This window comes from Georgenia sp. G2120 (assembly GCF_055326485.1).
On record NZ_JBUZNL010000009.1, the window covers coordinates 121,002 to 146,741 of the forward strand.

Sequence of the window (25,740 nt, forward strand, 5' to 3'; positions counted from 1 at the left end):
CCCTCCTTCGTCCGGGCTTACGGTATCGCCGCGGGCGCCCCCGCGGGTGCGGACGCACGGTGAGCGCTCCCCGTCCTGCGCCTGGTCCCCGCCCCGGGCGACACCCGCCACCGGGCCCGTCGTGACCCGTCTCCCCCTCGGACCTCGCACCACCACCGGGCCCGTCGTGAGCCGTCTCCCCCCTCGGACCTCACACCACCACCGGGCCCCCTCGTGGCCCGCTCCTCGCACCCGGTTCCCACCCCCGGCCCTCACCCCGTCCCCGGCCCGCCTCCCGGCACCACGTGGGGCGCCCGCCTACGATCGGACGCAGTCCGGCACGCCGTGCCGTGGGAAGGGAGGACCGGATGTCGGTCGACAAGGCGCAGTCGTGGGCCTACGCGGAGGAGTTCGCCGCCGAGGGCGAGGTCATCACCCAGGCGCGTGCGCGCTCCGAGGAGCTCGGCGTCGGGCCGGTCTCCGCCGGGACGGGCGCGGTCCTCCGGCTGCTCGCCGCGACCGTCCGGGCCAAGGCCGTCGCCGAGATCGGCACCGGCACCGGGGTCTCGGGCCTCTGGCTCCTCGCCGGCATGCCGTCCGACGGCGTCCTCACCACGATCGACGTCGAGGGCGAGTACCAGCGTTCGGCCCGCGAGTCGTTCCTCGCGTTCGGCGTGCGTCCCGCCCGCACCCGCCTGATCTCGGGCCGCGCGCTCGACGTGGCGCCGCGCCTGGCGGACAGCGCCTACGACCTCGTCCACGTCGACGGCGACCCGGCCGAGGCACCGGAGTGCGTCGAGCAGGCCGTCCGCCTCCTGCGTCCCGGCGGCGTCCTCGTCGTCTCCGGCGCGCTCGCCGGTGACCGCGTCGCCGACCCGGCACGCCGCGACGACACGACCGTCACCGCGCGCGAGCTCGTCCGCTCCGTGCGGGACGACGAGCGCCTGCTGCCCACCCTGCTGACGGCCGGCACGGGCGTCCTGGCCGCCGTCCGGGTCTGACGAGCAGGACTCGCAGACGGACGTCGTCGGGCACCTGACGGCGACCACCGTCCCGGGACCGGAGTCCCGGAGCAGCCAGAATCTCCTGTCCTACCGTGGAAGCAGTCCACGGAAGGAGCCGCGATGGGGTCGGCGACCGAGCAGGTACGCGCCAAGAGAGAGGGGCGGGACGAGCTGCTCGGGGTGCGGCTGCCCGGCGCGGAGGACGCGGCGCTCGATGTCGGACGGGTACGGAGCTCTCCGCGCACACCGCGCCCCAGGCCGCCGACATGGGTGCTCAAGGCCGGCATGTCGGTCACCGGCATCGTCTTCGCCCTGTTCGTGTTCGTCCATATGCTCGGCAACCTCAAGATCTTCCAGGGCGAGGCCGCGCTCAACTCCTACGCGCACTGGCTGCGCACCGCCTTCTACCCGGTGCTGCCGCACGAGGGCCTGCTGTGGGTCCTGCGGATCGTGCTCAGCGTCGCGCTCGTCGTGCACGTGGTCGCCGCGGGGATGCTGTGGTACCGGGGGCGGAAGGCGCGGGGCCCCCACCGCCGGACGAAGATGCGCGGCACGCGGTCGTTCGCGGCGCGGACCATGCCGGTGACCGGCCTGATCCTGCTGTTCTTCATCGTCTTCCACATCCTCGACCTCACGATCGGCGCGCAGCCGGCCGCCCCCGAGACCTTCCAGGCGGCGACCGAGACGACGTCGAACGCCTATGCCAACGTCGTCGCCTCGCACTCGCGCTGGTGGTCGGCCGGCATCTACATCGTCACGATGCTCGCCCTGACCGTGCACCTCTCGCACGGCGTCTTCGTCGCGGCCGCTGACCTCGGCGCCACGGGCCGGCGCTTCCGGGCCGTCCTGGCCGCGGTCGCCGGCCTCATGGCCGTGGCCGTGCTCGTCGGTAACGCGCTCATCCCGATCTCGGTGCTCGCAGGGTGGATCTCATGAGGTGGCCGTGGCAGAGGGAGGAACTCGTGACCGAGACCGAACCCGGCGTCGGTGCAGCGGTCGGACGGGGCGGGACCCGCCGCGGCGAGCGGCTAGGTGAGGAGCGGCGCAAACAGCAGGAGGTCGGACGTTCCGGCGCCGACCCCGCTCGGGACGCCGAGGCACCCACGGCGAGCGGCGCGGAGGAGGGCCCGACCCGAACCCCGGCGTCGGAGCAACAGCGCCCGTTCGAGGCTCCACCGTCGCACGCGCCGGGCGCGCGGGTCGGGCCGGAGCTTGACGGCAGGGTGCCCGCCGGCGACCCCGCCACCGCGTGGCAGCGTCGCCGGGACGCCTACCGCCTCGTCAACCCCGCCAACCGCCGGAAGTTCAAGGTGATCGTCGTCGGCAGCGGCCTCGCCGGCGCGGGTACCGCGGCGGCGCTGGGCGAGCTCGGCTACGACGTCGAGTGCGTGACCTACCACGACGCGCCGCGGCGCGCGCACTCGGTTGCGGCGCAGGGCGGCATCAACGCCGCTCGTGCCCGGCAGGTGGACAACGACTCACTGCACCGGTTCGTCGTCGACACCGTCAAGGGCGGCGACTTCCGCGGCCGCGAGGCGGAGGCGTTCCGGCTCGGCGAGGAGTCGGCGCGTGTCATCGACCACCTCGACGCCATCGGCGCCCCGTTCGCCCGCGAGTACGGCGGCCGGCTCGCCACCCGCTCGTTCGGCGGCGTGCAGGTGAGCCGGACCTACTACACCCGCGGCCAGACCGGCCAGCAGCTCCAGGTCGCGTCCGCACAGGCGCTGCTGCGACAGGTCGACGCCGGCACCGTCACCCTGCGCACCCGTCACGAGATGCTCGACCTGGTCATTCAGGACGACCGCTGCACCGGTGTGGTCCTGCGGAATCTGCTCACCGGTGAGATCTCGGCGCACACCGCGCACGCCGTCGTGCTCGCCACCGGTGGCTACGGGAACGTCTTCTACTTCTCCACCCTGGCGAAGAACTCCAACGCGTCGGCCGCGTGGCGGGCCGTGCAGCGCGGGGCGCTCCTGGCGTCGCCGAGCTTCATCCAGTTCCACCCGACGGCTCTCCCGGTCAGTTCGCGCTGGCAGTCGAAGTCGATCCTCATGTCGGAGTCGCTGCGCAACGACGGACGCATCTGGGTGCCGAGAAAGCCAGGCGACGAACGCCCCGCCAACGACATCCCCGAGGACGAACGCGACTACTACCTCGAGCGGCGCTACCCCGCGTTCGGCAATCTCACGCCCCGCGACGTCGCCTCCCGCAACGCCAAGGAGCAGATCGACGCCGGCCGGGGAGTGGGCCCGCTGAAGAACTCGGTCTACCTCGACTTCCGGGACGCGATCGCCCGTCTCGGCAGGGAGACGGTGACCGAGCGCTACGGGAACCTGTTCACGATGTACGACCACGCCACGGGCGAGGACCCCTACACCGTCCCGATGCGGATCGCGCCAGGAGCCCACTTCACGATGGGCGGGCTGTGGTCGGACTATGACATGCAGACGTCGATCCCCGGGCTGTTCGTCGGCGGAGAGGCCGGCTGGGGCTACCACGGTGCCAACCGGCTCGGCGCGAACTCGCTGCTGTCGGCGTGCGTCGACGGCTGGTTCACCCTCCCGTACTCCGTGCCGAACTACCTCGCGCCGCTGCTCGGTACGCCCTTGCCCGACGACGACGCCCCGGAGGTGCGCGAGGCGCTCGCCCGCGCCCGCGGACGGGTCGAGCGCCTGATGGCGATCGGCGGAGAGCACGGCCCCACCCACTTCCACCGGCTGCTCGGCGACATCCTGTACGAGGGCTGCGGCGTGGCCCGGTCGGCCACGAGCCTGGGCAGGGCACTGGCGGAGATCCGCACGCTGCGCGCCCGGTTCTGGCGCGAGCTGCGAGTGGCGGGGACCGGACAACGGCTCAATCAGGAGCTGGAGAAGGCGGGTCGGGTGGCCGACTACCTGGAGCTCGCCGAGCTGATGTGCGTCGATGCGCTGGACCGCGAGGAGTCCTGCGGGGCACATTTCCGCACAGAGCACCAGGCGGACGGCGAGGCGCTGCGAGACGACAAGAGATGGGCGTTCGCCTCCGCGTGGGGCCTCGACGGAGGGACCGTGGAGGACGGCCGATGGGTGCGCCACGCGGAGCCGCTGACCTTCTCCACGGTCCCCCTGGCGACAAGGAGCTACACGTGAGACTGAGACTCAGGATCTGGCGGCAGGACGATCCGGTGGGGATGGGCCGCTACGAGGACCACACCGTCGACGACGCGACGCCCGAGATGTCGATCCTCGAGCTGCTCGACCGGCTCAACGAGGATCTTGCGGAGCATGGCGGCGATCCCGTGGCGTTCGAGTCCGACTGCCGCGAGGGCATCTGCGGGGCGTGCGGCGTCACGGTCGACGGCAAGCCGCACGGGCCCGCGGACAACACGCCGAGCTGTCACCAGCGGCTCAGCGCCTTTACCGACGGACAGACCGTGACCGTGGAGCCGCTGCGGTCGGCGGCGTTCCCGGTCATCCGCGACCTGGTCGTCGACCGGTCGACGTTGGACGAGCTCATCGCCGCGGGCGCGAGCGTCACCGTACGGGCGGGTACCGCCCCCGACGCCGACGACGTCGGCGTCACGCACGAACAGGCCGAGGCCGCCCTCGACATGGCGGCCTGCATCGGCTGCGGCGCCTGCGTGGCCGCCTGCCCGAACGGGTCGGCGCACCTGTTCGCGGGCTCCAAGCTCGCGCACCTGTCGTTGCTGCCGACTCCCGGCAAGGAACGCGGCCGGCGGGCTCGTTCGATGGTGAGCGCGCTGGAGGAGAACTTCGGCCCGTGCTCGCACTATGGCGAGTGCACGGTGGTGTGCCCGGCCGGCATCCCGCTCACGGCGGTGGCGATGGTGCCCAAGGAGAGGTGGCGTGCCTGGTGGCGGGACAGTGCCGACTAGAGCGCGTCGCGCTCAGTCGAGCTCGGCCAACCAGTGCACGAGCAGCGCCGCGCCGACGCCCGTGGGTGCGCCGCTCGGCAGCCGCTTGCCGCCGGTCGAGCGGCCGGTCCCCGCGATGTCCAGGTGCGCCCAGCGGCGCCCCTCGGTGAACTTCCGCAGGAACATCGCGGCGAAGATCGTCCCGCCGACCGCGTGCACGTCACCGCGCGGGGTCTGCCGTACGTCGGCGACGTCGGAGTACAGCGCGGCCCCGGAGTCGGCGGGCATCGGCAGGCGCCACACCCGCTCGCCGGCGGCCTCGCCCGCGGCGCTCAGGGCGGCGGCCAGCTCGTCGTCGGTGGCGAACAGCGCCGACGTCGAGGTGCCCAGGGCGATGCGGGCCGCCCCGGTCAGCGTGGCGACGTCGACGACGACGTCGGGGTCCGCGGCGGCGATCGCGTGGGTGAGTCCGTCGGCCAGGACGAGACGCCCCTCGGCGTCGGTGTTGCCGATCTCGACGGTGCGGCCGGAGAGCGTGCGCACGACGTCGCCGGGCCGGTAGGACCCCGCCCCGAAGGCGTTCTCGGCCAGCGGGAGGACGGCGGTGACCGTGTGCGGCAGCCGCAGCCGGGCGGCCGCCAGGACGGTGGCGAGCACGACGGCCGAGCCGGCCATGTCGGTGCTCATCGTCAGCATGCCCGAGGTCGGCTTCTTGGACAGCCCGCCGCTGTCGAAGGTGATGCCCTTGCCCACGAGCGCCACGCGGCTGCCCCCGCCGCCGGCGGGCGTGTAGCTGACGGTGACCAGGCGGGGCGGGGTCGGTGAACCCGTCCCGACGGCGAGGATCGCCCCGGCTCCGCGTCGGCGCAGCTCCTCCTCGTCCTCGACCTCGACGCTGAGCAGGGCCCGGGTGCCGGCGTCGAGCCCGTCGACGAGGTGCCGGGCCGCGGCGGCCATCCAGGCGGGGTTCTTCACCGTCGAGCGGGTCGCGGTCAGGGCGCGTGCCCGGTGGGTGGCGGTGACCGCCTGGCGGGCCAGGCCGAGGCCGTCGGTGCCGGTCAGCGGGGTGGGGCGCGGGTCGGCTTCCGCCTCGGGCGCGGTGGCGTCCTCCCGCTGCGGGTCGGCCTCGGCCCGGGGCTCGGGCGCCAGAAGCTCGACGGCGCCCACCGGGGCGGGGCCGGAGCCCTTCCGCGAGACGGTGGGCAGGCGGTAGGCGTCGAGCCAGATTCCGGCGGCGAGCGGCGCGACCGGGTCCTCGACGGACCGCCCGTCCTCGCCGGACCGGCCGTCCTCGCCGGACCGGCCGTCCTCGCCGGGCCGGTGGTCCTCGCCGCCGACCGATGCGGTCGGCGTCGGCTCCTCGAGGACGACGAGCGCCCGGCTGCGGCCGGCGAGCGCACGCCCCAGCCCCAGGCCGGCCGCACGCAGGTCGGCGGCCGTCCCGGCGCCCGTGCGGACCACGAGCAGGCGGCGCGGGAGCCCCGTCCACGGGACGGCGACGCCGCCGAGCACGTGCGGCAGGCGCACGGTATGCACCGACCCGGCCTTCGCCGAACCACCGGCGGCCGCAGCCGCTGCGGGCTCGTCGTCGTCGGAGCCCTTGTCGGGTGCTCCCGCGCCGCCGAGCTCGGCCGCCAGGTCGATGCCGTAGCGGGTCGCGACCTCCAGGGCGCGGGGCCCTGGCCCGTCGGCGTCGGCGGTGACCACGACGGCGTCCGGCCGACCGCCTCCGGCGGCGTCGTCACCGTCGTCGTCGACGGTCAGCGCCTCCGACCAGGGGCGGGTCGAGACACGCACCTCCGGCAGGTCGACGTCGGGCAGCTGCACGGCGGGTTCGGTGGGCTCGGTGGTGGCCACGGTCCTCCTCGGGTACGACGACGGCCGGCCGCGTGGCGGCCGGCCGTCGGTCAGGCTGGTGCGGGTCTGTCAGCTGCCGGTCAGGAGGCGACGGCGGCGAGCGCCTCGCTCAGCTCGCCGGCCTCGGTGGCATTGAGCTCGACCACCAGGCGGCCGCCTCCCTCGAGCGGGACGCGCATGACGATGCCGCGACCCTCCTTGGTCACCTCGAGCGGGCCGTCCCCGGTCCTCGGCTTCATCGCTGCCATTGCGGCACCTCTCGTTCTTATGTGTTCGGGCCCGCCGCGTCGGAGAGCTGCCCCGTACCGAACCGCGCGGACACCATGGCCAGGCCCATTCTAGGTCACGGGCGGGTGTGCGTTCCGTCCAGACCTGGGCAGCCCGCCCCGTGACCTGCGGGCAGGCCAGGGCTCAGATGCCACGCAACGCGGCAAGGACGAACCCGAGCGCAACGGCGATCGAGATGTTGATGGCACCGGGCACGAGGAACGGGTGGTTGAAGATCGCCCTGCCGATCCGCGTGGTCCCCGTGTCGTCGATCTCGACCGCGGCCAGCAGGGTGGGGTAGGTCGGGAGCACGAAGAGCGCGGAGACCGCCGGGAACGCCGCGAGCACGGCCGCCGGGGCCACGCCGATGGCGAGCGCGGTGGGCATGAGTGCATGCGTCGTCGCCGCCTGGCTGTAGAGCAGTGCCGCGGCGAAGAAGAGGATGACGGCAAGCGTCCAGGGGAAGTCCGTCAGCATGTTCCCTGCCGTGCGCATGATGAGCTCCTCGTGGTGGGAGACGAACGTCGTCCCCAACCATGCGACGCCCAGCACGCAGATCGAGGCGCTCATGCCGGACTTGAAGGTGGAGGCGCCGAGCACCTCGGCCGTCGAAACCTTGCACAGCAGGACGATGAGCGCGGCGATGCCGAGCATGATCGCGATGATCGCCTGGTCTCGTCCCATGACCGGGTCGCTGATGAGGCCCACGTTGTCACTGATCGCCGTCGCGTACCCCATGACCAGCACGAGTCCGAGGACGAAGATGAGCACCGACAGCTTGGCACCCCTGCGCAGCTCGCGCTGCTGGGAGCCGCGCATCTCGATCTCCCCGGCCGCCAGGCGCCGGCGAAACTCCGGATGGGTGTCGAGCGCCGTCGTCCCGCGGAACTTGTCGATCGCCATCATGATCGCGGCGGTCGCCATGCAGGCGATGAACGTCGCGGGTATCGCCACGGCGAGGAGGTCGATGTACGACACGCCCGTGCCGCTGGACTCGAGGTAGGTCGAGAAGGCGACGACGGCGGCCGAGATGGGCGAGGCGGTGATGGCCATCTGCGAGGCGACTACGGCGATCGACAGTGGCCGTGCCGGCCGGATGTTGTTCTCCTTGGCGACCTCGGTGATCACCGGCATCGTCGAGAACGCCGTGTGCCCGGTGCCGGCCATCATCGTCATCGCGTACGTGACGAGCGGGGCGAGGAACGTGAGGTAGCGCGGCTTGCTGCGCAGGACCTTCTCCGCGAGATTGACGAGGTAGTCCATGCCGCCCGCCACCTGCATCGTCGCGATCGCGGCGATGACGGACATGATGATGGAGATGACGTCGAGGGGCATGTCACCCGGAGTGACGCCCATGACCGCGAGGACGAGGACGCCCAGGCCGCCGGCGAAACCGATGGCGATCCCGCCCAGGCGTGCTCCGAGGAAGATCGCCGCCAGGACGACGACGAACTGCACGGCGATCATGACCGGTCCTGCGCGTCCGGGGTGGCTCCCGCATCGACCTGCTCCGCGCGGGGGAAGGTGTCGGGGTCCTCCGCGGGAAAGATCTTGCCCTGATACTTCGGCCGCATGAGGTTCTCCCGGGAGAGCAGCTGGTCGATCTGCTCCTCGTCGAGCAGCCCCATCTCGAGGACGACCTCCTTCACCGAGCGCCCCGAGCGGGCCGCCTCCTTGCCCACCAGGTCGCCGTTGTGATGGCCGATGACCGGGTTGAGGTAGGTGACGATGCCGATCGAGCCCATGACGTTGGCCAGGCAGACGTCCTCGTTGGCGGTGATCCCGTCCACGCAGCGCTCGCGCAGCCCGACCGCGGCGTTGCGCAGCAGGCTGACCGACTCGAAGAGGACCTGCCCGATGACTGGCTCCATCACGTTGAGCTGGAGCTGGCCGGCCTCGGAGGCCATGGAGACCGTGACGTCGTTGCCGATGATGTTGAAGCACACCTGGTTGACGACCTCGGGCATCACCGGGTTGACCTTGGCCGGCATGATCGAGCTGCCCGCCTGGAGCTCGGGCAGGTTGATCTCGTTGAGGCCGGCCCGCGGCCCGGAGGACAGCAGCCGCAGGTCGTTGCAGATCTTGCCCAGCTTGACGGCGACCCGCTTGAGGCCGGCGTGCATGGAGACGTAGGCGCCCGTGTCGGAGGTGGCCTCGATGAGGTTCTCCGCGAGCACGACCGGCAGGCCGGTGATCTCCGCGAGCCGGGCGACCGCGAGCTCGGAGTAGCCTTCAGGGGTGTTGAGCCCCGTGCCGATCGCGGTCGCCCCGAGGTTGACCTCGAGCAGATATTCGGCGAGTCGCCCGAGGTGGCGGATCTCCTCACGCAGGAGGACCGCGAAGGCGGTGAACTCCTGGCCCAGCGTCATGGGGACGGCGTCCTGGAGCTGGGTGCGCCCCATCTTCAGCACGTCGGCGAACTCCTCGCCCTTGGCCGCGAAGGCGCCGGCGAGCCGGCCGAGCTCCTCGCGCAGGTCGTGCACCAGGGTGTAGACGGCCAGGCGGAAACCGGTCGGGTAGGCGTCGTTGGTGGACTGGCTCTTGTTGACGTGGTCGTTGGGGTTGACGACGTCGTAGCGCCCCTTGGGGTAGCCGAGGATCTCCAGGGCGAGGTTGGCGACGACCTCGTTGGTGTTCATGTTGACCGAGGTGCCGGCGCCGCCCTGGAAGACGTCGATGGGGAACTGGTCCATGCAGCGGCCGCGCTCGAGGATCTCGTCGCAGCCTGCGACGATCGCCCGCGCGACATGCGGCGGGATCGACCGCAGCTCGCCGTTCGCGAGGGCGGAGGCCTTCTTCACCTGCACCATCGACCGAACCATGGCTGGCACGTCGCTGATGGTCGACGAACTGATCTGAAAGTTCTCGATCGCCCGCTGGGTGTGGACACCGTAGTAGGCATCCGCGGGCACCTCCAGCGTACCGAGCAGGTCCTCCTCGAATCTTCCAGTGGTGGCCATGCTCGATGCTCCTCCCGCCCTGGTGGGCCGTCGCGGTTGTGGTCCGTCCTGGTACCGGTCGTCGTTCGCGACGACCAGGACAAGTCTCGCGGACCGGACAGCACGACGTGGGCGACCAAGGTCCTTGGGGCCGGCGACCGTTGCACTACGGGTTGCGGCCTGCCGGCGCCTACTCGGCCATGCCCTCGGCCTCGTCCTTGGCCACCTGCTGTGCGCGCTTCTCGTCGGCGAGCCGCTGCACACGGGCCAGTACGGCATCGACGGCCTCCTCGGCGGTGTCGACGATCGGCACGAGATCGACGTCGTGCTCGGAGATGGTGCCGCGCTCGATCATCACCTCGCTCATCCAGTCGACGAGCCCGCTCCAGAACGACCTGCCGACGAGCACGATCGGAAAGCTCGAGACCTTCTGCGTCTGGACGAGAGTGAGCGCCTCGAACAGCTCGTCCATCGTGCCGAGCCCACCCGGCAGGACGACGAAGCCCTGGCTGTACTTGAGGAACATCGTCTTGCGGGCGAAGAAGTAGCGGAAGTTGACGCCGAGGTCGACGTACTCGTTCATGCCCTGCTCGTGCGGGAGCTCGATGCCGAGACCGACGCTGAGGCCGTCGCCCTCGACGGCGCCGCGGTTGGCGGCCTCCATCACGCCGGGACCACCGCCCGTGACGGTGGCGAACCCCTCGGCGGCGAGCCGTCGGCCGACCTCGCGGGCGATCTCGTACTCCGCGGCCCCCTCCCCCAGCCGGGCGGAGCCGAAGACCGAGATCGCGGGCCCGAGGTCGGCGAGCGCCCCGAAGCCCTCGACGAACTCGGACTGGATGCGCATGACCCGCCAGGGGTCCTGGTGGACGAAGGACCCGTCCTGGTCCGGCGCGAGCAGCCGCGCGTCGGTGGTCTGGTCGGGGATCAGGTCGCGTCTCAGGAGGACCGGTCCCTTCCGATAGGTGCCGTTCGTCAGGCGTGCGGACCGCTTCTCGACGCTCATGCCATCAGTGTGGCCCACCGACGGCGTGCGGCGCGCACGGATCCGCGGGTCAGTCTCCCCCGCCCGCGGTGTCGAGATCGAGACCCGGGGCGAGCCAGGCGCCGAGCGCCCGCGCGCAGTCGCGCACCTGGGCGGTCGGGCAGCGCTCGTCGTCGGCGTGGGCGAGCATCGGGTCCCCGGGGCCGAAGTTGAGGGCGGGGATCCCGAGCTCGGCGAACCGCGCGACGTCGGTCCAGCCGTACTTCGGCCCGACGCTCCCGCCGGTGGCCCCGGTCAGCTGCTCGACAGCGGCTGCGAGCACCGGGTCGTCGAGGCCGGGGCGGGCGCCGCCCGCGGCGTCGGACAGGACGATCTCGGCATCGATGCCGTCGAGCACGGACCGCACGTGCGCGGTCGCCTCGTCGACCGAGCGCGACGGCGCGAACCGGTAGTTGACGGTGACCGTGCAGGAGTCGGGGATCATGTTCGTCGCGATCCCGCCGGTGATGCCGACCGCGTTGAGGCCCTCGCGGTAGACGAGCCCGTCGACGGCGACCTCCGCCGGCTCGTAGTCGGCGAGCCGCTCGAGGATCTCGCCGGCGGCGTGCACGGCGTTGTGGCCGCGCCAGGCACGCGCGGAGTGCGCGGTGACGCCGCGGGTGGTGACCTCGACGCGCAGCGTCCCGTTGCAGCCGCCCTCGACCCCGCCGGCGGTGGGCTCGCCGAGGACGGCGACGTCCCCCGTCACCCAGTCCGGGTGCTCGCGCACGACCCGGCCCAGGCCGTTGAGGTCGGCGGCGACCTCCTCGTTGTCGTAGAACACCCACGTGACGTCGTGCTGCGGTGCGTCGAGCCGGGCCGCGAGCCAGAGGGCGACCGCGACGCCGCCCTTCATGTCGACCGTCCCCCGGCCCCACAGCACCTCGGCGCCGTCCTCGACGCGCCGCTCGGTCGGCAGGTTGCCCGCCAGGGGCACGGTGTCGATGTGGCCGGCCACGACGATCCGCGAGTCCCGTCCGAGCTGCGTGCGGGCGACCACCGTGTCCCCGTCGCGCAGGACCTCGAGGTGACCGGTCGCGCGCAGGGCGGTCTCGATCGCGTCGGCGAGCGGCGCCTCCGCGCCGGACACGGAGGGGGCGTCGCACACCGCCTGGAAGAGGTCGACGAGGTCGCAGGTCGCGAGGTCGGGCAGGGTCGCGTCGGGGGCTGCCGGCGCGGGGTGGGAGCCGGTATCGGCGGGGTCGCTCACCGCGCCAGGGTAGTCGGTGCCCGTGGTTCTCACTCCTGGCCCTGCTCGCCGGTCACGTGCAGGGTGCGCGCCGCCTCCGTGATCGACCCGCTGAGCGAGGGGTAGATGGTGAAGGCGTTGGCCACCTGGTCGACCGTCAGCCGGTGCGTGACCGCGAGGGTGATCGGCAGGATGAGCTCGCTGGCCCTCGGGGCGACGACGACGCCGCCGAGCACCGTGCCCGTGGCGCGGTCGGAGATGACCTTGACGAAGCCGTCGGTGATGCCGAGCATCTTCGCCCGCGGGTTGCGCCCCAGCGGCAGGATCGAGATCGATCCGTCGACCTGTCCGGAGGCGCAGTCCTGCGCCGTGGCGCCGATCGTGGCGATCTCCGGGGCCGTGAAGATGTTGGCGGAGACGGTGGACAGGTCGAGCGGCGGCACGGCGTCGCCGAGCGCGTGCCACATGGCGATCCGGCCCTGCATGGCGGCGACCGAGGCGAGCGGGAGGACGCCGGTGCAGTCGCCGGCGGCATAGACGCGGAACGCGCGGGTGCGCGAGACGCGGTCGACGACGACGTGCCCGGAGTCCGTGGTCTCGACGCCCGCCTCCGCGAGCCCGATGCCGTCCGTGTCGGGGATGCCACCGACGGCGACGAGGCAGTGCGAGCCCTCGACGACGCGGCCGTCGGTCAGCTCGACCTCGACGGCGTCGCCCACCCGGCGCACCGCCGCGGCGCGCGAGCGGGACAGGACGGTCATCCCGCGGCGCCGGAAGACGCCCTCGATGAGCTCGGCCGCGTCCGCGTCCTCGCCCGGGAGCACGCGGTCGCGGGAGGAGACGAGGGTCACCCGGGCGCCGAGCGCGTTGTAGGCGCCGGCGAACTCGGCACCGGTGACGCCCGACCCGACGACGATGAGGTGCTCCGGGAGCGTGTCGAGCGCGTACATCTGCGCCCAGGTGAGGATCCGCTCGCCGTCGGGCTGCGCGGTCGGCAGGACCCGCGGGGTCGCGCCGGTGGCGAGGAGGACCATCTCGGCCTCGAGCTCGCGCACGCTGCCGTCCGCGAGCGTAGCGGTCACCCGGCGCGTGCCGCCGTCGGAGAGGGTGCCGCCGAGCGCGCCGGTGCCGTCGACGATCTCGACACCCTCGCGCTCGAGGCGGGTGCGGATGTCCTCGGACTGGCGGGCCGCGAGCTCGCGCACGCGCGCGTTGACGACGCCGAGGTCCGCGTACAGAACGCCGACGCCGCTCTCGGGCACCTCGTCGGAACGGATGCCGAGCTCGTGGGCGGACTCGGTGACGGTGAGCCACTCGGCGGTGGCGATGAGGGTCTTCGAGGGGACGACGTCGGTGAGGACGGCCGAGCCCCCGAGTCCCTGGCGCTCGACGAGCGTGACGCGGGCGCCGAGCTGTGCGGCGACGAGGGCCCCCTCGTAGCCGCCGGGGCCGCCGCCGAGGATGACGACGCGCGAGCCGCCGCGGACGCCCGAGGGGCCCGGACGCTCGGCGCCGTGCTGCGGCGCGGTGGTCGGGGCGGGGGCGGCGGACGCGCTCGGCGGCGCGCTGGTCGTCTGGCTCACGGCGGACATGGTTCCAGAGTCGCGGCCCTCCCGCGCACGGTTCGCGCCCGCGCTCCGGCGGCCTCCGCGTCGCTCGCACCCCGCACGCGCAGTAGGTTCGGGGGATGACCGACGCGCAGGGCAGCGAGACCGCACCGATCGTCCTGGGACCCGACGTGCTGGGCCGGGCCCGCACGTGGGCCGAGCAGGATCCGGACCCCGCCACGCGGGCCGAGCTCGAGGGGCTCATCGCGCTCGCCGGGACCGACGAGGACGCGGCCGCCGAGCTGTCGAGCCGGTTCGCCGGCCCGCTCGAGTTCGGCACCGCCGGCCTGCGCGGCGAGATCGGCGCAGGCGAGACCCGGATGAACCGGGCCACCGTCACGCGGGCGACCGCCGGGCTCATGGCCGCGCTCACCGCCGAGATCGGTCCGGACCCGGTCGTGGTGATCGGGCACGACGCCCGGCACGGCAGCCACGAGTTCGCGCGCGACGCCGCCGAGATCGTCGCCGGCGCCGGCGGCCGCGCCCTCCTGCTGCCGCGCCCCCTGCCGACCCCGGTGCTCGCGTTCGCGGTCCGGCACCTGGGGACCGACGCCGGGATCATGGTCACGGCCTCCCACAACCCGCCGCGGGACAACGGCTACAAGGTCTACCTCGGCGGACGGGCCGTCCCGGCCGAGGAGCGCGGGACGCAGATCGTGGCTCCCTGGGACGCGCAGATCGCCGAGGCGATCGCCGCCGTCGGGGACCTGCGCGAGCTGCCCCGCGGGGAGCGCGAGGGGCTGGGCGAGGAGATCGTCGAGGCCTACCTCGACCGGGTCGCGTCGCTCGTGCCCGCGGGCGCCGCGGAGGGCCTGACGATCGTCCACACGTCGATGCACGGGGTCGGCGCCGAGACGGCGCGGGCGGCGCTCGCGCGCACCGGAGTGAGCGAGCTCCACGAGGTGGCCGAGCAGGCCGAGCCGGACCCCGACTTCCCCACGGTCGCCTTCCCCAACCCCGAGGAGCCCGGCGCGCTCGACCTCGCCCTCGCCCTCGCCCGCGGGACCGGCGCCGACCTCGTCATCGCCAACGACCCCGACGCCGACCGCTGCTCGGCCGCGATCCCGGCACCGCACGCGGCCGGCGGGTGGCGGCAGCTGACCGGCGACGAGATCGGGGCCCTCCTCGGCGACCAGGCCGCACGCGCGGGGACCGGCACCCCGACGACCTCCGGCTCGACGCCGGACGGCACCTCCGCAAGCGCCTCCGACGGGCGCCCCGTGCTCGCCAGCTCGGTGGTGTCCTCCCGCCTGCTCGGGCGGATCGCCGCCGCGCACGGCATCGACCACGCCGTCACGCTCACCGGCTTCAAGTGGATCGCCCGCGCCCCGCGGATCGTGTTCGGCTACGAGGAGGCGATCGGCTACTGCGTGGACCCGGAGGGCGTGCGGGACAAGGACGGCATCTCCGCGGCCGTCCGGCTCGCCGCCCTCGCCGGCGAGACCCACCGCGCCGGTCGCACGCTCCAGGACCTCCTCGACGACCTCGCGCTCGCCCACGGCGTCCACGTGACCGCGCCGCTGACGGTCCGTGTCACCGACCTCACCCTCATCTCCCGGGCGATGACGCGTGTCCGCGAGCAGCCGCCCACCGAGCTCGGCGGGTCGCCCGTCACCGTCTCCCTCGACCTCGCCCACGGGTCCGCGGACCTGCCGCCGACCGACGGGGTCGTCTGGGAGACCGAGATCGGCGACCGGGTCGTCGTGCGCCCCTCGGGGACAGAACCGAAGCTCAAGTGCTACCTCGAGGTGGTCCAGCCGGTCGGCCGGGCCGGGCTCGCCGCCGCCCGCGAGGCCGCCGATACCCGGATGGCCGTCCTGCGCGAGGACGTCGCCGCCGCGATCGGGATGTAGCAGCCGCGCGCGCCCGATCCTTCGCCGCCCCACGCGGCGTCGACCACGCGTGGTGGCGCCGCAACCGCACGCGCGCCGACGGCAGACTCCGTGGCCGCAGCTGCCGCTCAGCCGGCCCGCGGCACCGGGAGCAGCGCGATCACCACGTGGCTCCACGAGCCCAGCGCCTTGAGGGGCGTCGAACGAGCGAGGAGGTCGGCCACGGGGACGAGGTGGTCGAGCCCGCGGGACGGGTCGTAGATCGTCAGGGCGGGCGCTCCCGAGGCGTCGAGGCCGGGCCCGCTCCCCCGGTCCTGCGCCGGCCGGGCGAGCACCACGTGCCGGGGGACGGCCTTACCGAGGCCCCCACCGAGGTCGCCGGAGGTGTACAGCGGGACCGGCAGTCCCGCCAGCGTGGCCGAGTGGACGGCCGCGAGGACGTGGGCGGCACGCTCGGAGCGGTCGTCGACGGGGGTCCACCGGTACCGCACGCCCGGGAACCGCGCCTCGCGGGCGGCGGCCCACGGCGGCGTGCCGAGGCTGTCGGGCCAGTCGGCCACCCCGAGGGCTCGGTGGGACGTGGCGGCCTTGACGAGCCGCTGCGCCGCGTCGAACCGGTGCTCCGGGGAGTCGAGCGTCAACCCCTGCTCGGCGAGCTCGGCGCTCCGGGCCGCGTCCGGGATCTCGGGCCGAGGCGCCGTCGGCTCCGTCCCCTCGGCGATCCAGCGCTCGAGCTCGGGGTCCCCGAGCGCGGCGAGGACCACGAGGGACGCGGACCCGCACGTGGTCGGGTCGCGCTGGACGGCGTGCGCCCCGCCGATCTCGGCCCGCACGCCCGCGAGCGCCCGCGCCTCACCGGCGGTCGCGGCCCGCTGGGTGTCCTCGGCCAGGCCTGCCGCCCGCGCGGGCAGGACGGCGCTCGAGAGCCGGCGGGCCAGGTGGCCGGTCCGGACGGGTCGGGCGAACGGGTCGATCAGCGTGGACAGGGTGACGTGGGCCCACGGGCGGGGCGACGGCGTCGGCATGCGCCCAGGGTGCCGCGCCCGGCCGCGCGGCGCCACCGTCAGGCGGTGATCCGGCCGAGCACGACCTCCCCCGCCCCCGACGGGGCGTCGTCGCTGATCGCGAGGGCGCCGTCGAGCGCCTCGAGCGCGCGAGCGACCCGCCCCTCGTCGTCGGTGTGCAGGGTGAGGACGGGCTGCCCGGCGGCGACCCGCTCCCCCTCGCGGGCGTGGATCTCGACCCCGGCGCCGGCCTGGACGGCGTCGCCCTGCCGCGCGCGGCCGGCGCCGAGCCGCCAGGCGGCGACCCCGATCCCGAGCGCGTCGAGCCGGCCGACGACGCCGGCGCGGTCGGCCGTCACGGTGTGCGTGTGCCGGGCGATCGGGAGGTCCGCGTCCGGGTCGCCGCCCTGACCGGCGATCATCCGGCGCCACACGTCCATCGCACGGCCGTCGTCGAGGGCGGCGGCCGGGTCGGCGTCGGGCCGGCCGGCGGCGTCGAGCATCTCCCGGGCGAGGGCGAGCGTGAGGTCCCGGACGTCGGCCGGTCCCCCGCCGGCGAGGACCTCGACCGACTCGCGGACCTCGAGCGCGTTGCCGGCGGTGCGGCCGAGCGGCGTGCTCATCTCGGTGAGCAGCGCGGTGGTGCGCACCCCGGCGCGCTCGCCGAGGTCGACCATGGTCGTGGCGAGCTCGCGGGCGCGGTCGAGGTCCGTCATGAACGCACCGGAGCCGACCTTGACGTCGAGGACGAGCGAGTCGGTGCCCTCGGCGATCTTCTTGCTCATGATCGAGCTGGCGATGAGCGGGATCGCCTCGACCGTGGCGGTCGTGTCCCGCAGGGAGTAGAGCTTCTTGTCCGCCGGGGCGAGCCCGGACCCGGCGGCGCAGACGACCGCCCCGACGTCGCCGAGCATCCCCATGATCTGCTCGTTCGTCAGGCTCGCCCGCCACCCGGGGATCGCCTCGAGCTTGTCGAGCGTGCCGCCCGTGTGGCCGAGCCCGCGGCCGGAGAGCTGGGGAACGGCGACGTCGAAGACCGCCACGAGAGGGGCGAGGGGCAGCGTGATCTTGTCGCCCACACCGCCGGTGGAGTGCTTGTCCGCCGTCGGGCGGCCGAGGGAGGAGAAGTCCATCCGCTCGCCCGAGGCGATCATGGCCGCGGTCCACCGCGCGGTCTCGGCGCCGTCCATGCCGCGCAGGTAGATCGCCATCGCGAGCGCGGACATCTGCTCGTCGGCGACGACGCCGCGCGTGTAGGCGTCGACCACCCAGTCGATCTGGTCGTCGGACAGTCGGCCGCCGTCCCGCTTGGTCCGGATGACGTCGACGGCGTCGTGACGTTCGGTCATGGGTGCTCCCCCGGTCGGTCGTGGGTCGGGCGGTCGTGGGTCGGGCGGTCGTGGGTCGGGCGGTCCCCGGCGGGGTCGTGCTCGGCAGGACACTGCTCGGCGGGCCGGTGCTCGGCGCGCCGGGCGGCCCGGGCGAGGTCGTCCTCGCCGAACGCGAACGGGACGACCTCCTCGATGGTGCGGATGCCCGCGGCAAGGGCGAGCGGCATGCCGGGCGCCGCGTGCTCGACGAGGAGCTGGCGGCAGCGCCCGCACGGGCTCAGGGGCGCACCGTCGCCGCCGACGCAGGCGAACGCGACGAGCCGGCCCCCGCCGCCGCGGACGAGGTCGGACACGAGCCCGCACTCGGCGCACAGCGTGACCCCGTAGCCGGCGTTCTCGACGTTGCAGCCGGAGACGAACCGGCCGTCGTCGACGAGCGCGGCGGCGCCGACCGGGAACCCCGAGTAGGGGACGTACGCGGCCGCGCACGCCTCGCGGGCGAGCGACGTGAGCCGCTCCCAGGTCTCGGGCCCGACCGGTTCGGGGGTGGCCATCGCACTCCTTGCCTCGCGCGGGCCGGCCCGCGCGGCCTCGGGCCTCAGCCCTTGATGTAGGGGATGTTCTCCGCGGCGGGCGCGCGGACGCGGCCCACGAGGCCCGCGACGGCGACGATCGTCACCGCGTAGGGCAGCATGAGCAGGATCTCGGACGGCACGGGCGAGTTGATCGACGACAGGACGTTGCCGACGTTCTTGGCGAACCCGAACAGCAGGGCCGCGGCGACCGCCCCGACCGGGTTCCAGCGCCCGAGGATCATCGCGGCGAGCGCGATGTACCCCTGCCCGGCGGACATGTCCTTGCCGAAGGCGAGCCCGGAGCCGACCGTGAGGAACGCGCCGCCGAGCCCGGCGACGGCGCCGCCGAGCATGGTCGACCAGACGCGGGTACGGATGACGTCGATGCCCACCGTGTCGGCCGCCTTGGGGTGCTCGCCGACGGCGCGCAGGCGCAGGCCCCACCGGGAGCGGAACAGGTAGATCTGCAGCGCGATCACGCCGGCGAACATGAGGTAGACGAGGATCGACTGGTTGAACAGCACCGGACCGACGATCGGGATGTCGGACAGCCACGGGATCGGCAGCTCGGGCAGCCGCATCCGCTGGTTGAGGTCCGTGCCGTCGCCGGAGAGCACGGTGGAGAACAGGAAGCCGGTGACACCGAGGACGAGGACGTTGAGCACGACGCCGACGATGATCTGGTCGACGTGGTACTTCACGGAGAAGAGCACGAGCAGGCCGCCGACGAGCGCGCCGGCGACCGGTGCGGCGACCATGCCGACGTAGGCGGACGCGGTCATCGAGGCGACGACGGCCGCGAGGAACGCGCCGGCGAGCAGCTGGCCCTCGATGGCGATGTTGATGATGCCGGAGCGCTCGCACAGGATGCCCGACATCGCACCGAACACGAGCGGGACCGACAGCGCGAGGCCGCCTGCCACGAGCGAGGTGACGGGGATGATCGTCGGCCGCCCCGCGCCGACCCAGGTGAGGAACGCGATGACGAGCGCGAGGACGCTGATCACCTGGAGCCACACGGTCACCCGCTTGCGGGACCACGCGAGGAAGGTGACGACCCCGAGGACCGCGACGATGACGAGCCCGAGGACGAGCACGGTGGTGAAGCCGGGCAGCTCGACGTTGGGGATCTGGACGACGTCGTTGCGCAGGGAGAACTGGAACGTGGTCGCGCCCTCGGGGGTGCGCGGCAGGAACCAGCCGAGCACGAGGAGGGCGAGGACGGCATGGACGATCGTCCAGCGCCAGGACCGCGGGGCGAGCTCGTCCCGCGTGGTCTGCTCGATGGGCCCCTGGTCGGGCGTGAGGTCGCGCTCGGCGACGGCGGCGCTCATGACTCCTCCGAGGTGCTGGTACGGGCGTCGGCCGTGGCGGTGGCGTCCGCGGCGTCGTCGGCGGGGGCGGTGGCATCGGTGCCGCGGCGGGACCCGCGGGCGGACCGGGACGTGCCGCTGCGCCTGCTCTCGCGGCGCTTCCTGGCGGGCCGCGTCGGGTCGGGCAGGTGGAAGATCCACCGCACGAGCGGGGGCGCCGCGATGAACAGGACGATGACGGACTGCAGGACGAGGATGAACTCGATCGGCATCGCCGCGGGCGCACCCTCGAGCGGGGTGGTGTTCGTCGTCGACATGAGGGTGCCGCCGGCGCGCAGCGCGCCGAAGAGCAGGCCGGCGAAGAACGTGCCCCACGGTCGGGACCGGCCGAGCAGGGCGACGGTGATCGCGTCGAACCCGTACGTGCCGGCGACGCCGAGGGAGAGGTACTTCTCGGTCCCGAGGACGGGGCCGGTCGCGGCGAGTCCGCACAGCGCGCCCGAGACGGCCATCGCCACGATCGTGGCCTTGGGCACCGAGATGCCGGCGGTGCGCGCGGCGTCCGGGTTGGCACCGACGGCGCGGAGCTCGAAGCCCCAGGTCGAGCGCTCGAGGAACCACCAGGTGAAGACCGCGGCGAGGATCGCGACGATCAGGCCGGCGTGCAGGCGGAAGTCGGCACCGAGCAGCAGCGGGTAGGTCGCGTCGGGGTCCACCCGGAAGGACGTCTGGCCGTTGGGCCGCTCGCCGCCGAACACCGTGGACTTGAGGACGTACAGGACGAGGAACCCGGCGATCGAGTTGAGCATGATCGTCACGATCACCTCGTTGGCGCCCGTGCGCGCCTTGAGGATGCCGGCGATCGACGCGTACGCCGCCCCGCCGACCGCACCACCGACGATCGCCACGAGCAGGTGGAGGACGACCGGCAGGTCCCAGCTGAACCCGATGTAGGTGGCGACGATGGCGCCGAGGATGATCTGGCCCTGGCCGCCGATGTTGAACAGGCCCGCGCGGAAGCCGATGGCCAGGCCGAGGCCGGCGAGGATGAGCGGGACCGAGTTGACCAGGGTGTTGGACAGGGGCTGGAGCGCGCCGGTCAGCGAGTCGGCGCGGAAGTCCCAGATGGCCCCGCGGAACATCGCCTGGTAGGCGCCGTACACGGCGTCGATCGCGGCGTAGATCGTGTCCCAGGGGCGCGCGAAGAAGTAGCTCGACGTCTCGGCGACCCGCGGGGAGGACACGATGACGAGGATCGACCCGACGACGAGGGCCACGACGATCGCGAGGACCGTGACGAGCCAGCCCTTGGTGGAGATGTCCCGCAGCGTGCGCGGCCAGTCGCGGCGGCGGCCGCTCGCGGTCGACTCCTCCTCCCCCGGGCCGGCCACGGGCCCGGCGGCCGGGTCGCCCGGGACGCGGGCCGCGGCGGCGTTCGACTCGGTCACGAGACCTCCTCCTCGTCGGCTGCGCCGAGGGTCGTGCGGTGGGTCGCGGCCTGAGCGGCCGCCTCGTCTGCGGGCACGCCCGCCATCATGAGCCCGAGGGTGTCCCGGTCGGTGTCCCCGGGGACGACGCCGACGATCGCGCCGCGGTACATCACGGCGATGCGGTCGCCGAGGGCGACGACCTCGTCGAGCTCGGTGGAGACGATGACGACCGGCGTGCCCGCGTCGCGCTCGGCGACGATCCGCTGGTGCATGAACTCGATGGAGCCGACGTCGACCCCGCGGGTGGGCTGGGAGGCGACAAACAGCCGCAGGGGCTTCGACATCTCCCGGGCCATGACGACCTTCTGCTGGTTGCCGCCCGAGAGGGTGGAGATCGGGTCGTCGACCGAGGTCAGCCGCACGTCGAACTCCTTCGTGCGCTCCTCGGCGTTGCGGGCCACCTCGCCGGGCCGCATCGACGGCCCCGCGGCGAAGGGGGCGGTGTCGTAGAGGTCGAGCACGTAGTTCTCGGCCACGGAGAAGGAGGAGATGACGCCGTCCGTCGACCGGTCCTCCGGGACGAAGCCGAGGCCGCCGTGGAGGCGCTGCTTGACGCCGCGGCGCGTGACGTCCTTCCCGTCGAGGGTGAGGCGGCCGCGCACCGGTCGGGTGAGGCCGAGGATCGTCTCGGTCAGCTCGGTCTGCCCGTTGCCCTGGACGCCCGCGACGACGAGGATCTCGCCCCGGCGCACGTCGAGCGACACGTCGTCGAGCACCACCCGGTTCTCGTCGTCGAGGACGGTGACGTTCTCGAGGGCGAAGCCCTCGCCGGAGGGCTGGGCCGGCTCCTTGGCGACCTGCATCTCGACGGGGCGCCCCACCATGAGCGAGGCGAGCTCGGCCTCCGGCAGGGACGGCTCGACGGTGGCGACGACCTTGCCCCTGCGGATGACGGTGATGGTGTCGGCGACCGCGCGGACCTCGCGGAGCTTGTGGGTGATGAAGACGATCGAGGTGCCCGCCGCCTTGAGCTCGCGCATGATGGCGATGAGCTCGTCCGTCTCCTGCGGGGTGAGCACGGCGGTGGGCTCGTCGAGGATGAGGATGGAGGCCTGGCGGGACAGGGCCTTGACGATCTCGACGCGCTGCTGGGCGCCGACGGGGAGGTCGCCGATGCGCGCGTCGGGATCGAGGTCGAACCCGAAGCGCGAGGAGATCTGCCGGACGAGACCGGCCGCCTCCCGCTTGCGGATGAGGCCCGAGGGGCCGGTGGGCTCCTGGCCGAGGACGACCGACTCGGCGACGGTGAACACGGGCACGAGCATGAAGTGCTGGTGGACCATGCCGATGCCGGCGGCCACCGCGTCGCCCGGTCCGTCGAGCTCGACGGGCTCGTCGTCGATGAGGATCTGTCCGCCGTCGGGCCGGTAGAGGCCGTACAGGACGTTCATCAGGGTGGACTTGCCGGCGCCGTTCTCGCCCAGGAGGGCGTGGATCTCGCCGGGCCGGACCACGAGGTCGACGGAGTCGTTGGCGACGAGCGGCCCGAAGACCTTGGTGATGCCGCGCAGCTCGAGCTTCACGGGAGTTGAGCTCCTTCGCTCTTCGTCTGGGCCGGCCGACGCGGGGAGCGGGACGGCGGGCGGGTCGGGGCGGTCGTCACACTAGCGCCGACCGAGGGGGACGCCACGGCGGCCCGGCCTACCGGGCCGGGCCGCCGTGGGTCGTACGACCGCTCAGGGTCGCGGCGAGATCACTGCTGCGGGCTGGACACCGACTCCACGGTGCGCTCGCCGGAGATGATCTCCTCCTCGAGCTCCGCGAGCCGGTCGACGAGCTCGGACGGCACGTCCGCCTCGAAGTCGTGGAACGGGGCGATGGACACACCACCGTTCTCGAGGGTGCCCACGTACGGGGTGTTGTCGAAGCTGTCCTCCTCGTAGTCCCCGACGGTGTCGACGACGGACTGGCCGATCTCCTTGAGGACCGAGGTGAGCACGATGTCGCCGTAGTCGGTCGACTCGTACCAGTCGGAGTCGACGCCGACGATCATGACGTCGCCGGCCGACTCGGCGGCCGCGGCGGCACCGAGGCCGACGGGGCCGGCCACCGGCATGATGATGTCCGCGCCCTGGGCGATGAACTGGTCGGCGAGGGTCTGGCCCTGCCCCTGGTCCTCGAAGTTGCCGGTGAAGGAGCCCTCCTGGGCCTCCTCGTCCCAGCCGAGGACGGCGACGTCGGTGCCGTTGTCCTCGTTGTAGGCGTCGACGCCGAGCGCGAAGCCGTCCATGAAGATGGTGACCGACGGGAGCTGGATGCCGCCGAAGGTGGCGACGATACCGGTCTCGGACATGCCCGCCGAGGCGTAGCCCGCGAGGAAGGCCGCCTGGACGGTGTCGAAGATGAGCGGGCGGCCGTTCTCGAGCTCGACGGGCTGGAAGTCGTCGGTCTGGAAGCCGGAGTCGATGAGCGCGAAGCTGACGTCGGGGTTGTCGTTCGCGGCCTGCTCGATGGCGTTCTCGAGGAGGAAGCCGACGCCGAACACGAGGTTGCAGCCCTGCGAGATGAGGGAGTCGACGTTCTGGGTGTAGTCGGCGTCCGTCTGGGACTCGACGAGGATCTGGCCGATGCCGTACGTGTCGACGGCCTCCTGCAGGCCCTCGGCGCCGGACTGGTTGAACGACTGGTCGTCGAAGCCGCCCTGGTCGGAGACCATGCAGGCGGTCGTGTCGGACGAGGCACCGGTGGCGCCGCCCGAGGCGGACTCGCTGCCGCTCTCCGAGCCCGTCTCGCCGCCCGTGTCCTCGGCGGGGGTGGACTCGTCGCCGTCGGCCGAGCCCTCCTCGTCGGGCGCGTCGCCGCAGGCGGCGAGCACGAGGGCCGCAGCGAGGGCGACGCTGCTGAGGGTGAGGGTCTTCTTCACGCGATCTCCGATCCGTCCGGCGTCGGCTCCGATTGCCGACGCACCGGGGTGAGTGCGGCTCACACTAGTGGCCCGGACGGCCCCGTCCGGCCAGTTGATGCGCATCCGTGACCGGCCCCGTTGTCGCGTCGGTCACCCGGTCGACACCGGTTGTTCGCCCACTGGATCGCGGGTCCGAGGAGTGGGACCCGGCGGGCCGCGACGCGGCGGTGAGGAGGCCCTGTCGGACGGCGCCGAGCCGGTCCCGTCGCGGTCCCCGGCGAGGTCCGGCCGGCGGTCAGGAGGACGCGTCGGAGGCACCCGTGAGGGCCACACCGGCGAGGACCTTGGCGCCGGCGGCGAGGGCACGCTCGTCGAACTGCGCGTCCCCGCGGTGGAGGTCGTAGGTCGTCCCCCCGGGGGTGCGGGTGCCGAGGCGCGCGAGCGCACCGGGGACCCTGCGCAGGTACCAGGCGAAGTCCTCCCCACCGAGCGACTGCTCGGTCAGCTCGGTCGAGTCCTCGCCGAGGACCGACTTGGCCGCCCGGTCCAGGGCTCGGGTGGCGCGCTCGTCGTTGACGACCGGCGGGATGCCCTGGAGCACCTCGACGTCGACCTCGACCCCGAAGGGCTGGAGCATCGCGCGCACGGCGGGCTCGACGAGCGCACCCGCCTCCTGCCAGGCGTCGGCGTCGAGGCAGCGCAGGGTGCCGCGCAGCACGCCGGTCGACGGCATGGCGTTGGCGGCGGTCCCGGCCTGGATCGCGCCGAACGTGAGGTCGACCCCGATGCGCGGGTCGAGTCGGCGGCGCAGCACGGCGGGCAGGCCGGTGACGACGGTGGCCAGGGCGTTGACGACGTCCCCGGTCAGGTGCGGCCTCGACGTGTGGCCGCCGTCGGAGCGCACGTGGACGGTGACGGCGTCGGAGGCCGCGGTGATCGCGCCGATGCGGCTCCCGAGCCGGCCGACGTCGAGCTTGGGGTCGCAGTGCAGCGCAAAGATCCCGCCCACGCCCTCGAGCACGCCGTGCTCGACCAGGGTGCGAGCGCCCGAGGGCTGGGCCTCCTCGGCCGGCTGGAAGATCGCACGCACGCCGCGGGCCAGTCGGCCCGCCGCGTCGAGCTCGGCGAGCGCCAGGGTGGCGCCGAGCAGGGCGGTGGTGTGGATGTCGTGCCCGCAGGCGTGGGCGGCCCCGCGCCGCTTCGACGCGAACGGCAGCCGCGTGGTCTCGGGGATCGGCAGCGCGTCCATGTCGGCGCGCAGCGCGAGCCGCCCGCCGGGCACGTGCCGGCCGCCCGATCGGCGGGACCGGTCGGCGGGGGTGCTCGCGCCGTTCGGCGGGGCGGGGTGGGAGCGGCGGGGGTCCGGACCGAGGTCGACGACGACGCCGGTCCCCGCGACCCTGCGCGGGCTCAGGCCGGCGCCGATGAGGACCTCCTCGACGAACGCAGCCGTCTCGTGCTCGGTGAACGCCGTCTCCGGGTTCATGTGGATGCGGCGGCGCCACGCGACGAGATCGTCGGAGCGGGCGTCGATCGAGGAGACGACGGCGGACAGCAGGTCGGGGGCAGGCACCGCTCAACGGTACTCGGGCCCGCGGGCGGCCCTGGGTGAGGCTGCCACCGGCGGGGCG

General features: G+C 73.4%; 19 protein-coding genes and 1 pseudogene. 5 read left to right on the top strand and 15 right to left on the bottom strand.

All coding sequences use genetic code 11. The features are described 5' to 3' along the window. The first annotated feature begins 347 nt into the window (after nucleotides 1-347). The 4 genes from ACZLMO_RS11360 to ACZLMO_RS11375 all read left to right on the top strand — a co-directional run bounded on the left by ACZLMO_RS11360 (nucleotide 348) and on the right by ACZLMO_RS11375 (nucleotide 4,857). Complete coding sequence (locus ACZLMO_RS11360) at nucleotides 348-980, top strand: O-methyltransferase (RefSeq protein WP_463653804.1); 633 nt, start codon at nucleotides 348-350, stop codon at nucleotides 978-980. Between the two features lie 123 nt (nucleotides 981-1,103). Then, entirely contained in the window at nucleotides 1,104-1,919 is an 816-nt protein-coding gene (locus ACZLMO_RS11365; protein ID WP_463653805.1) for a succinate dehydrogenase cytochrome b subunit, read from the top strand. Nucleotides 1,920-1,945: 26 nt separating this feature from the next. Next, complete coding sequence (locus ACZLMO_RS11370; protein ID WP_463653806.1) at nucleotides 1,946-4,111, top strand: fumarate reductase/succinate dehydrogenase flavoprotein subunit; 2,166 nt, start codon at nucleotides 1,946-1,948, stop codon at nucleotides 4,109-4,111. Then, nucleotides 4,108-4,857: a succinate dehydrogenase/fumarate reductase iron-sulfur subunit gene (locus ACZLMO_RS11375; protein ID WP_463653807.1), complete on the top strand. Its 750-nt coding sequence runs from the start codon at nucleotides 4,108-4,110 to the stop codon at nucleotides 4,855-4,857. The genes ACZLMO_RS11370 and ACZLMO_RS11375 overlap by 4 nt, the downstream gene beginning before the upstream one ends. Before the next feature lie 12 nt (nucleotides 4,858-4,869). On the opposite strand, the gene ACZLMO_RS11380 is transcribed toward ACZLMO_RS11375, so the two are convergent. From ACZLMO_RS11380 to ACZLMO_RS11410, 7 genes are all read right to left on the bottom strand, one after another. Beyond that, nucleotides 4,870-6,693: a leucyl aminopeptidase family protein gene (locus ACZLMO_RS11380; protein WP_463653808.1), complete on the bottom strand. Its 1,824-nt coding sequence runs from the start codon at nucleotides 6,691-6,693 to the stop codon at nucleotides 4,870-4,872. 80 nt (nucleotides 6,694-6,773) lie between these two features. Further along, nucleotides 6,774-6,941 (bottom strand): DUF3117 domain-containing protein, encoded by a 168-nt coding sequence (locus ACZLMO_RS11385; protein WP_425715452.1) that lies wholly within the window; start codon nucleotides 6,939-6,941, stop codon nucleotides 6,774-6,776. A 163-nt stretch (nucleotides 6,942-7,104) separates the two neighbouring features. Then, nucleotides 7,105-8,427, bottom strand: a complete 1,323-nt coding sequence (locus ACZLMO_RS11390; RefSeq protein WP_463653809.1) for an anaerobic C4-dicarboxylate transporter — start codon at nucleotides 8,425-8,427, stop codon at nucleotides 7,105-7,107. Then, entirely contained in the window at nucleotides 8,424-9,920 is a 1,497-nt protein-coding gene (gene aspA, locus ACZLMO_RS11395; protein ID WP_463653811.1) for an aspartate ammonia-lyase, read from the bottom strand. The genes ACZLMO_RS11390 and aspA overlap by 4 nt, the downstream gene beginning before the upstream one ends. A 169-nt stretch (nucleotides 9,921-10,089) precedes the next feature. After that, a complete protein-coding gene (locus ACZLMO_RS11400) occupies nucleotides 10,090-10,905 on the bottom strand; it encodes an LOG family protein (RefSeq protein ID WP_463653812.1) in 816 nt (271 codons plus the stop codon). Between the two features lie 49 nt (nucleotides 10,906-10,954). After that, nucleotides 10,955-12,133, bottom strand: coding sequence for a succinyl-diaminopimelate desuccinylase (dapE, locus tag ACZLMO_RS11405; RefSeq protein WP_463653813.1), 1,179 nt, complete (start codon nucleotides 12,131-12,133; stop codon nucleotides 10,955-10,957). Between the two features lie 29 nt (nucleotides 12,134-12,162). After that, the gene (locus ACZLMO_RS11410) at nucleotides 12,163-13,695 is read right to left on the bottom strand and encodes an NAD(P)H-quinone dehydrogenase (protein WP_463653814.1); all 1,533 of its coding nucleotides are present in this window, start codon (nucleotides 13,693-13,695) and stop codon (nucleotides 12,163-12,165) included. A gap of 104 nt (nucleotides 13,696-13,799) precedes the next feature. On the opposite strand from ACZLMO_RS11410, the gene ACZLMO_RS11415 reads away from it, so the two are divergent. Further along, entirely contained in the window at nucleotides 13,800-15,572 is a 1,773-nt protein-coding gene (locus ACZLMO_RS11415) for a phospho-sugar mutase (protein WP_463653815.1), read from the top strand. 107 nt (nucleotides 15,573-15,679) lie between these two features. Here the strand turns inward: ACZLMO_RS11415 and ACZLMO_RS11420 are convergent, their stop codons facing one another. The 8 genes and pseudogenes from ACZLMO_RS11420 to ACZLMO_RS11455 all read right to left on the bottom strand — a co-directional run bounded on the left by ACZLMO_RS11420 (nucleotide 15,680) and on the right by ACZLMO_RS11455 (nucleotide 25,682). After that, on the bottom strand, nucleotides 15,680-16,576 hold the full coding sequence (locus ACZLMO_RS11420) for a hypothetical protein (protein WP_463653816.1): 897 nt from the start codon (nucleotides 16,574-16,576) through the stop codon (nucleotides 15,680-15,682). Between the two features lie 38 nt (nucleotides 16,577-16,614). Next, entirely contained in the window at nucleotides 16,615-17,904 is a 1,290-nt protein-coding gene (locus tag ACZLMO_RS11425) for a thymidine phosphorylase (RefSeq protein ID WP_425715445.1), read from the bottom strand. 128 nt (nucleotides 17,905-18,032) lie between these two features. Then, nucleotides 18,033-18,440 (bottom strand): annotated as a pseudogene (locus tag ACZLMO_RS11430) (cytidine deaminase); the annotation flags it as partial. Between the two features lie 44 nt (nucleotides 18,441-18,484). Then, nucleotides 18,485-19,795, bottom strand: a complete 1,311-nt coding sequence (locus ACZLMO_RS11435) for an ABC transporter permease (RefSeq protein ID WP_425715444.1) — start codon at nucleotides 19,793-19,795, stop codon at nucleotides 18,485-18,487. Beyond that, complete coding sequence (locus tag ACZLMO_RS11440; protein WP_425715443.1) at nucleotides 19,792-21,222, bottom strand: ABC transporter permease; 1,431 nt, start codon at nucleotides 21,220-21,222, stop codon at nucleotides 19,792-19,794. The genes ACZLMO_RS11435 and ACZLMO_RS11440 overlap by 4 nt, the downstream gene beginning before the upstream one ends. After that, nucleotides 21,219-22,787: an ABC transporter ATP-binding protein gene (locus ACZLMO_RS11445; RefSeq protein ID WP_425715442.1), complete on the bottom strand. Its 1,569-nt coding sequence runs from the start codon at nucleotides 22,785-22,787 to the stop codon at nucleotides 21,219-21,221. The genes ACZLMO_RS11440 and ACZLMO_RS11445 overlap by 4 nt, the downstream gene beginning before the upstream one ends. A 170-nt stretch (nucleotides 22,788-22,957) precedes the next feature. After that, nucleotides 22,958-24,127 carry a BMP family lipoprotein gene (locus ACZLMO_RS11450; protein WP_425715441.1) on the bottom strand — a complete coding sequence of 390 codons (1,170 nt, stop codon included), beginning with the start codon at nucleotides 24,125-24,127 and terminating at the stop codon, nucleotides 22,958-22,960. A gap of 277 nt (nucleotides 24,128-24,404) precedes the next feature. Next, nucleotides 24,405-25,682 (bottom strand): amidohydrolase, encoded by a 1,278-nt coding sequence (locus tag ACZLMO_RS11455; protein WP_425715440.1) that lies wholly within the window; start codon nucleotides 25,680-25,682, stop codon nucleotides 24,405-24,407. Nucleotides 25,683-25,740: the final 58 nt, after the last annotated feature.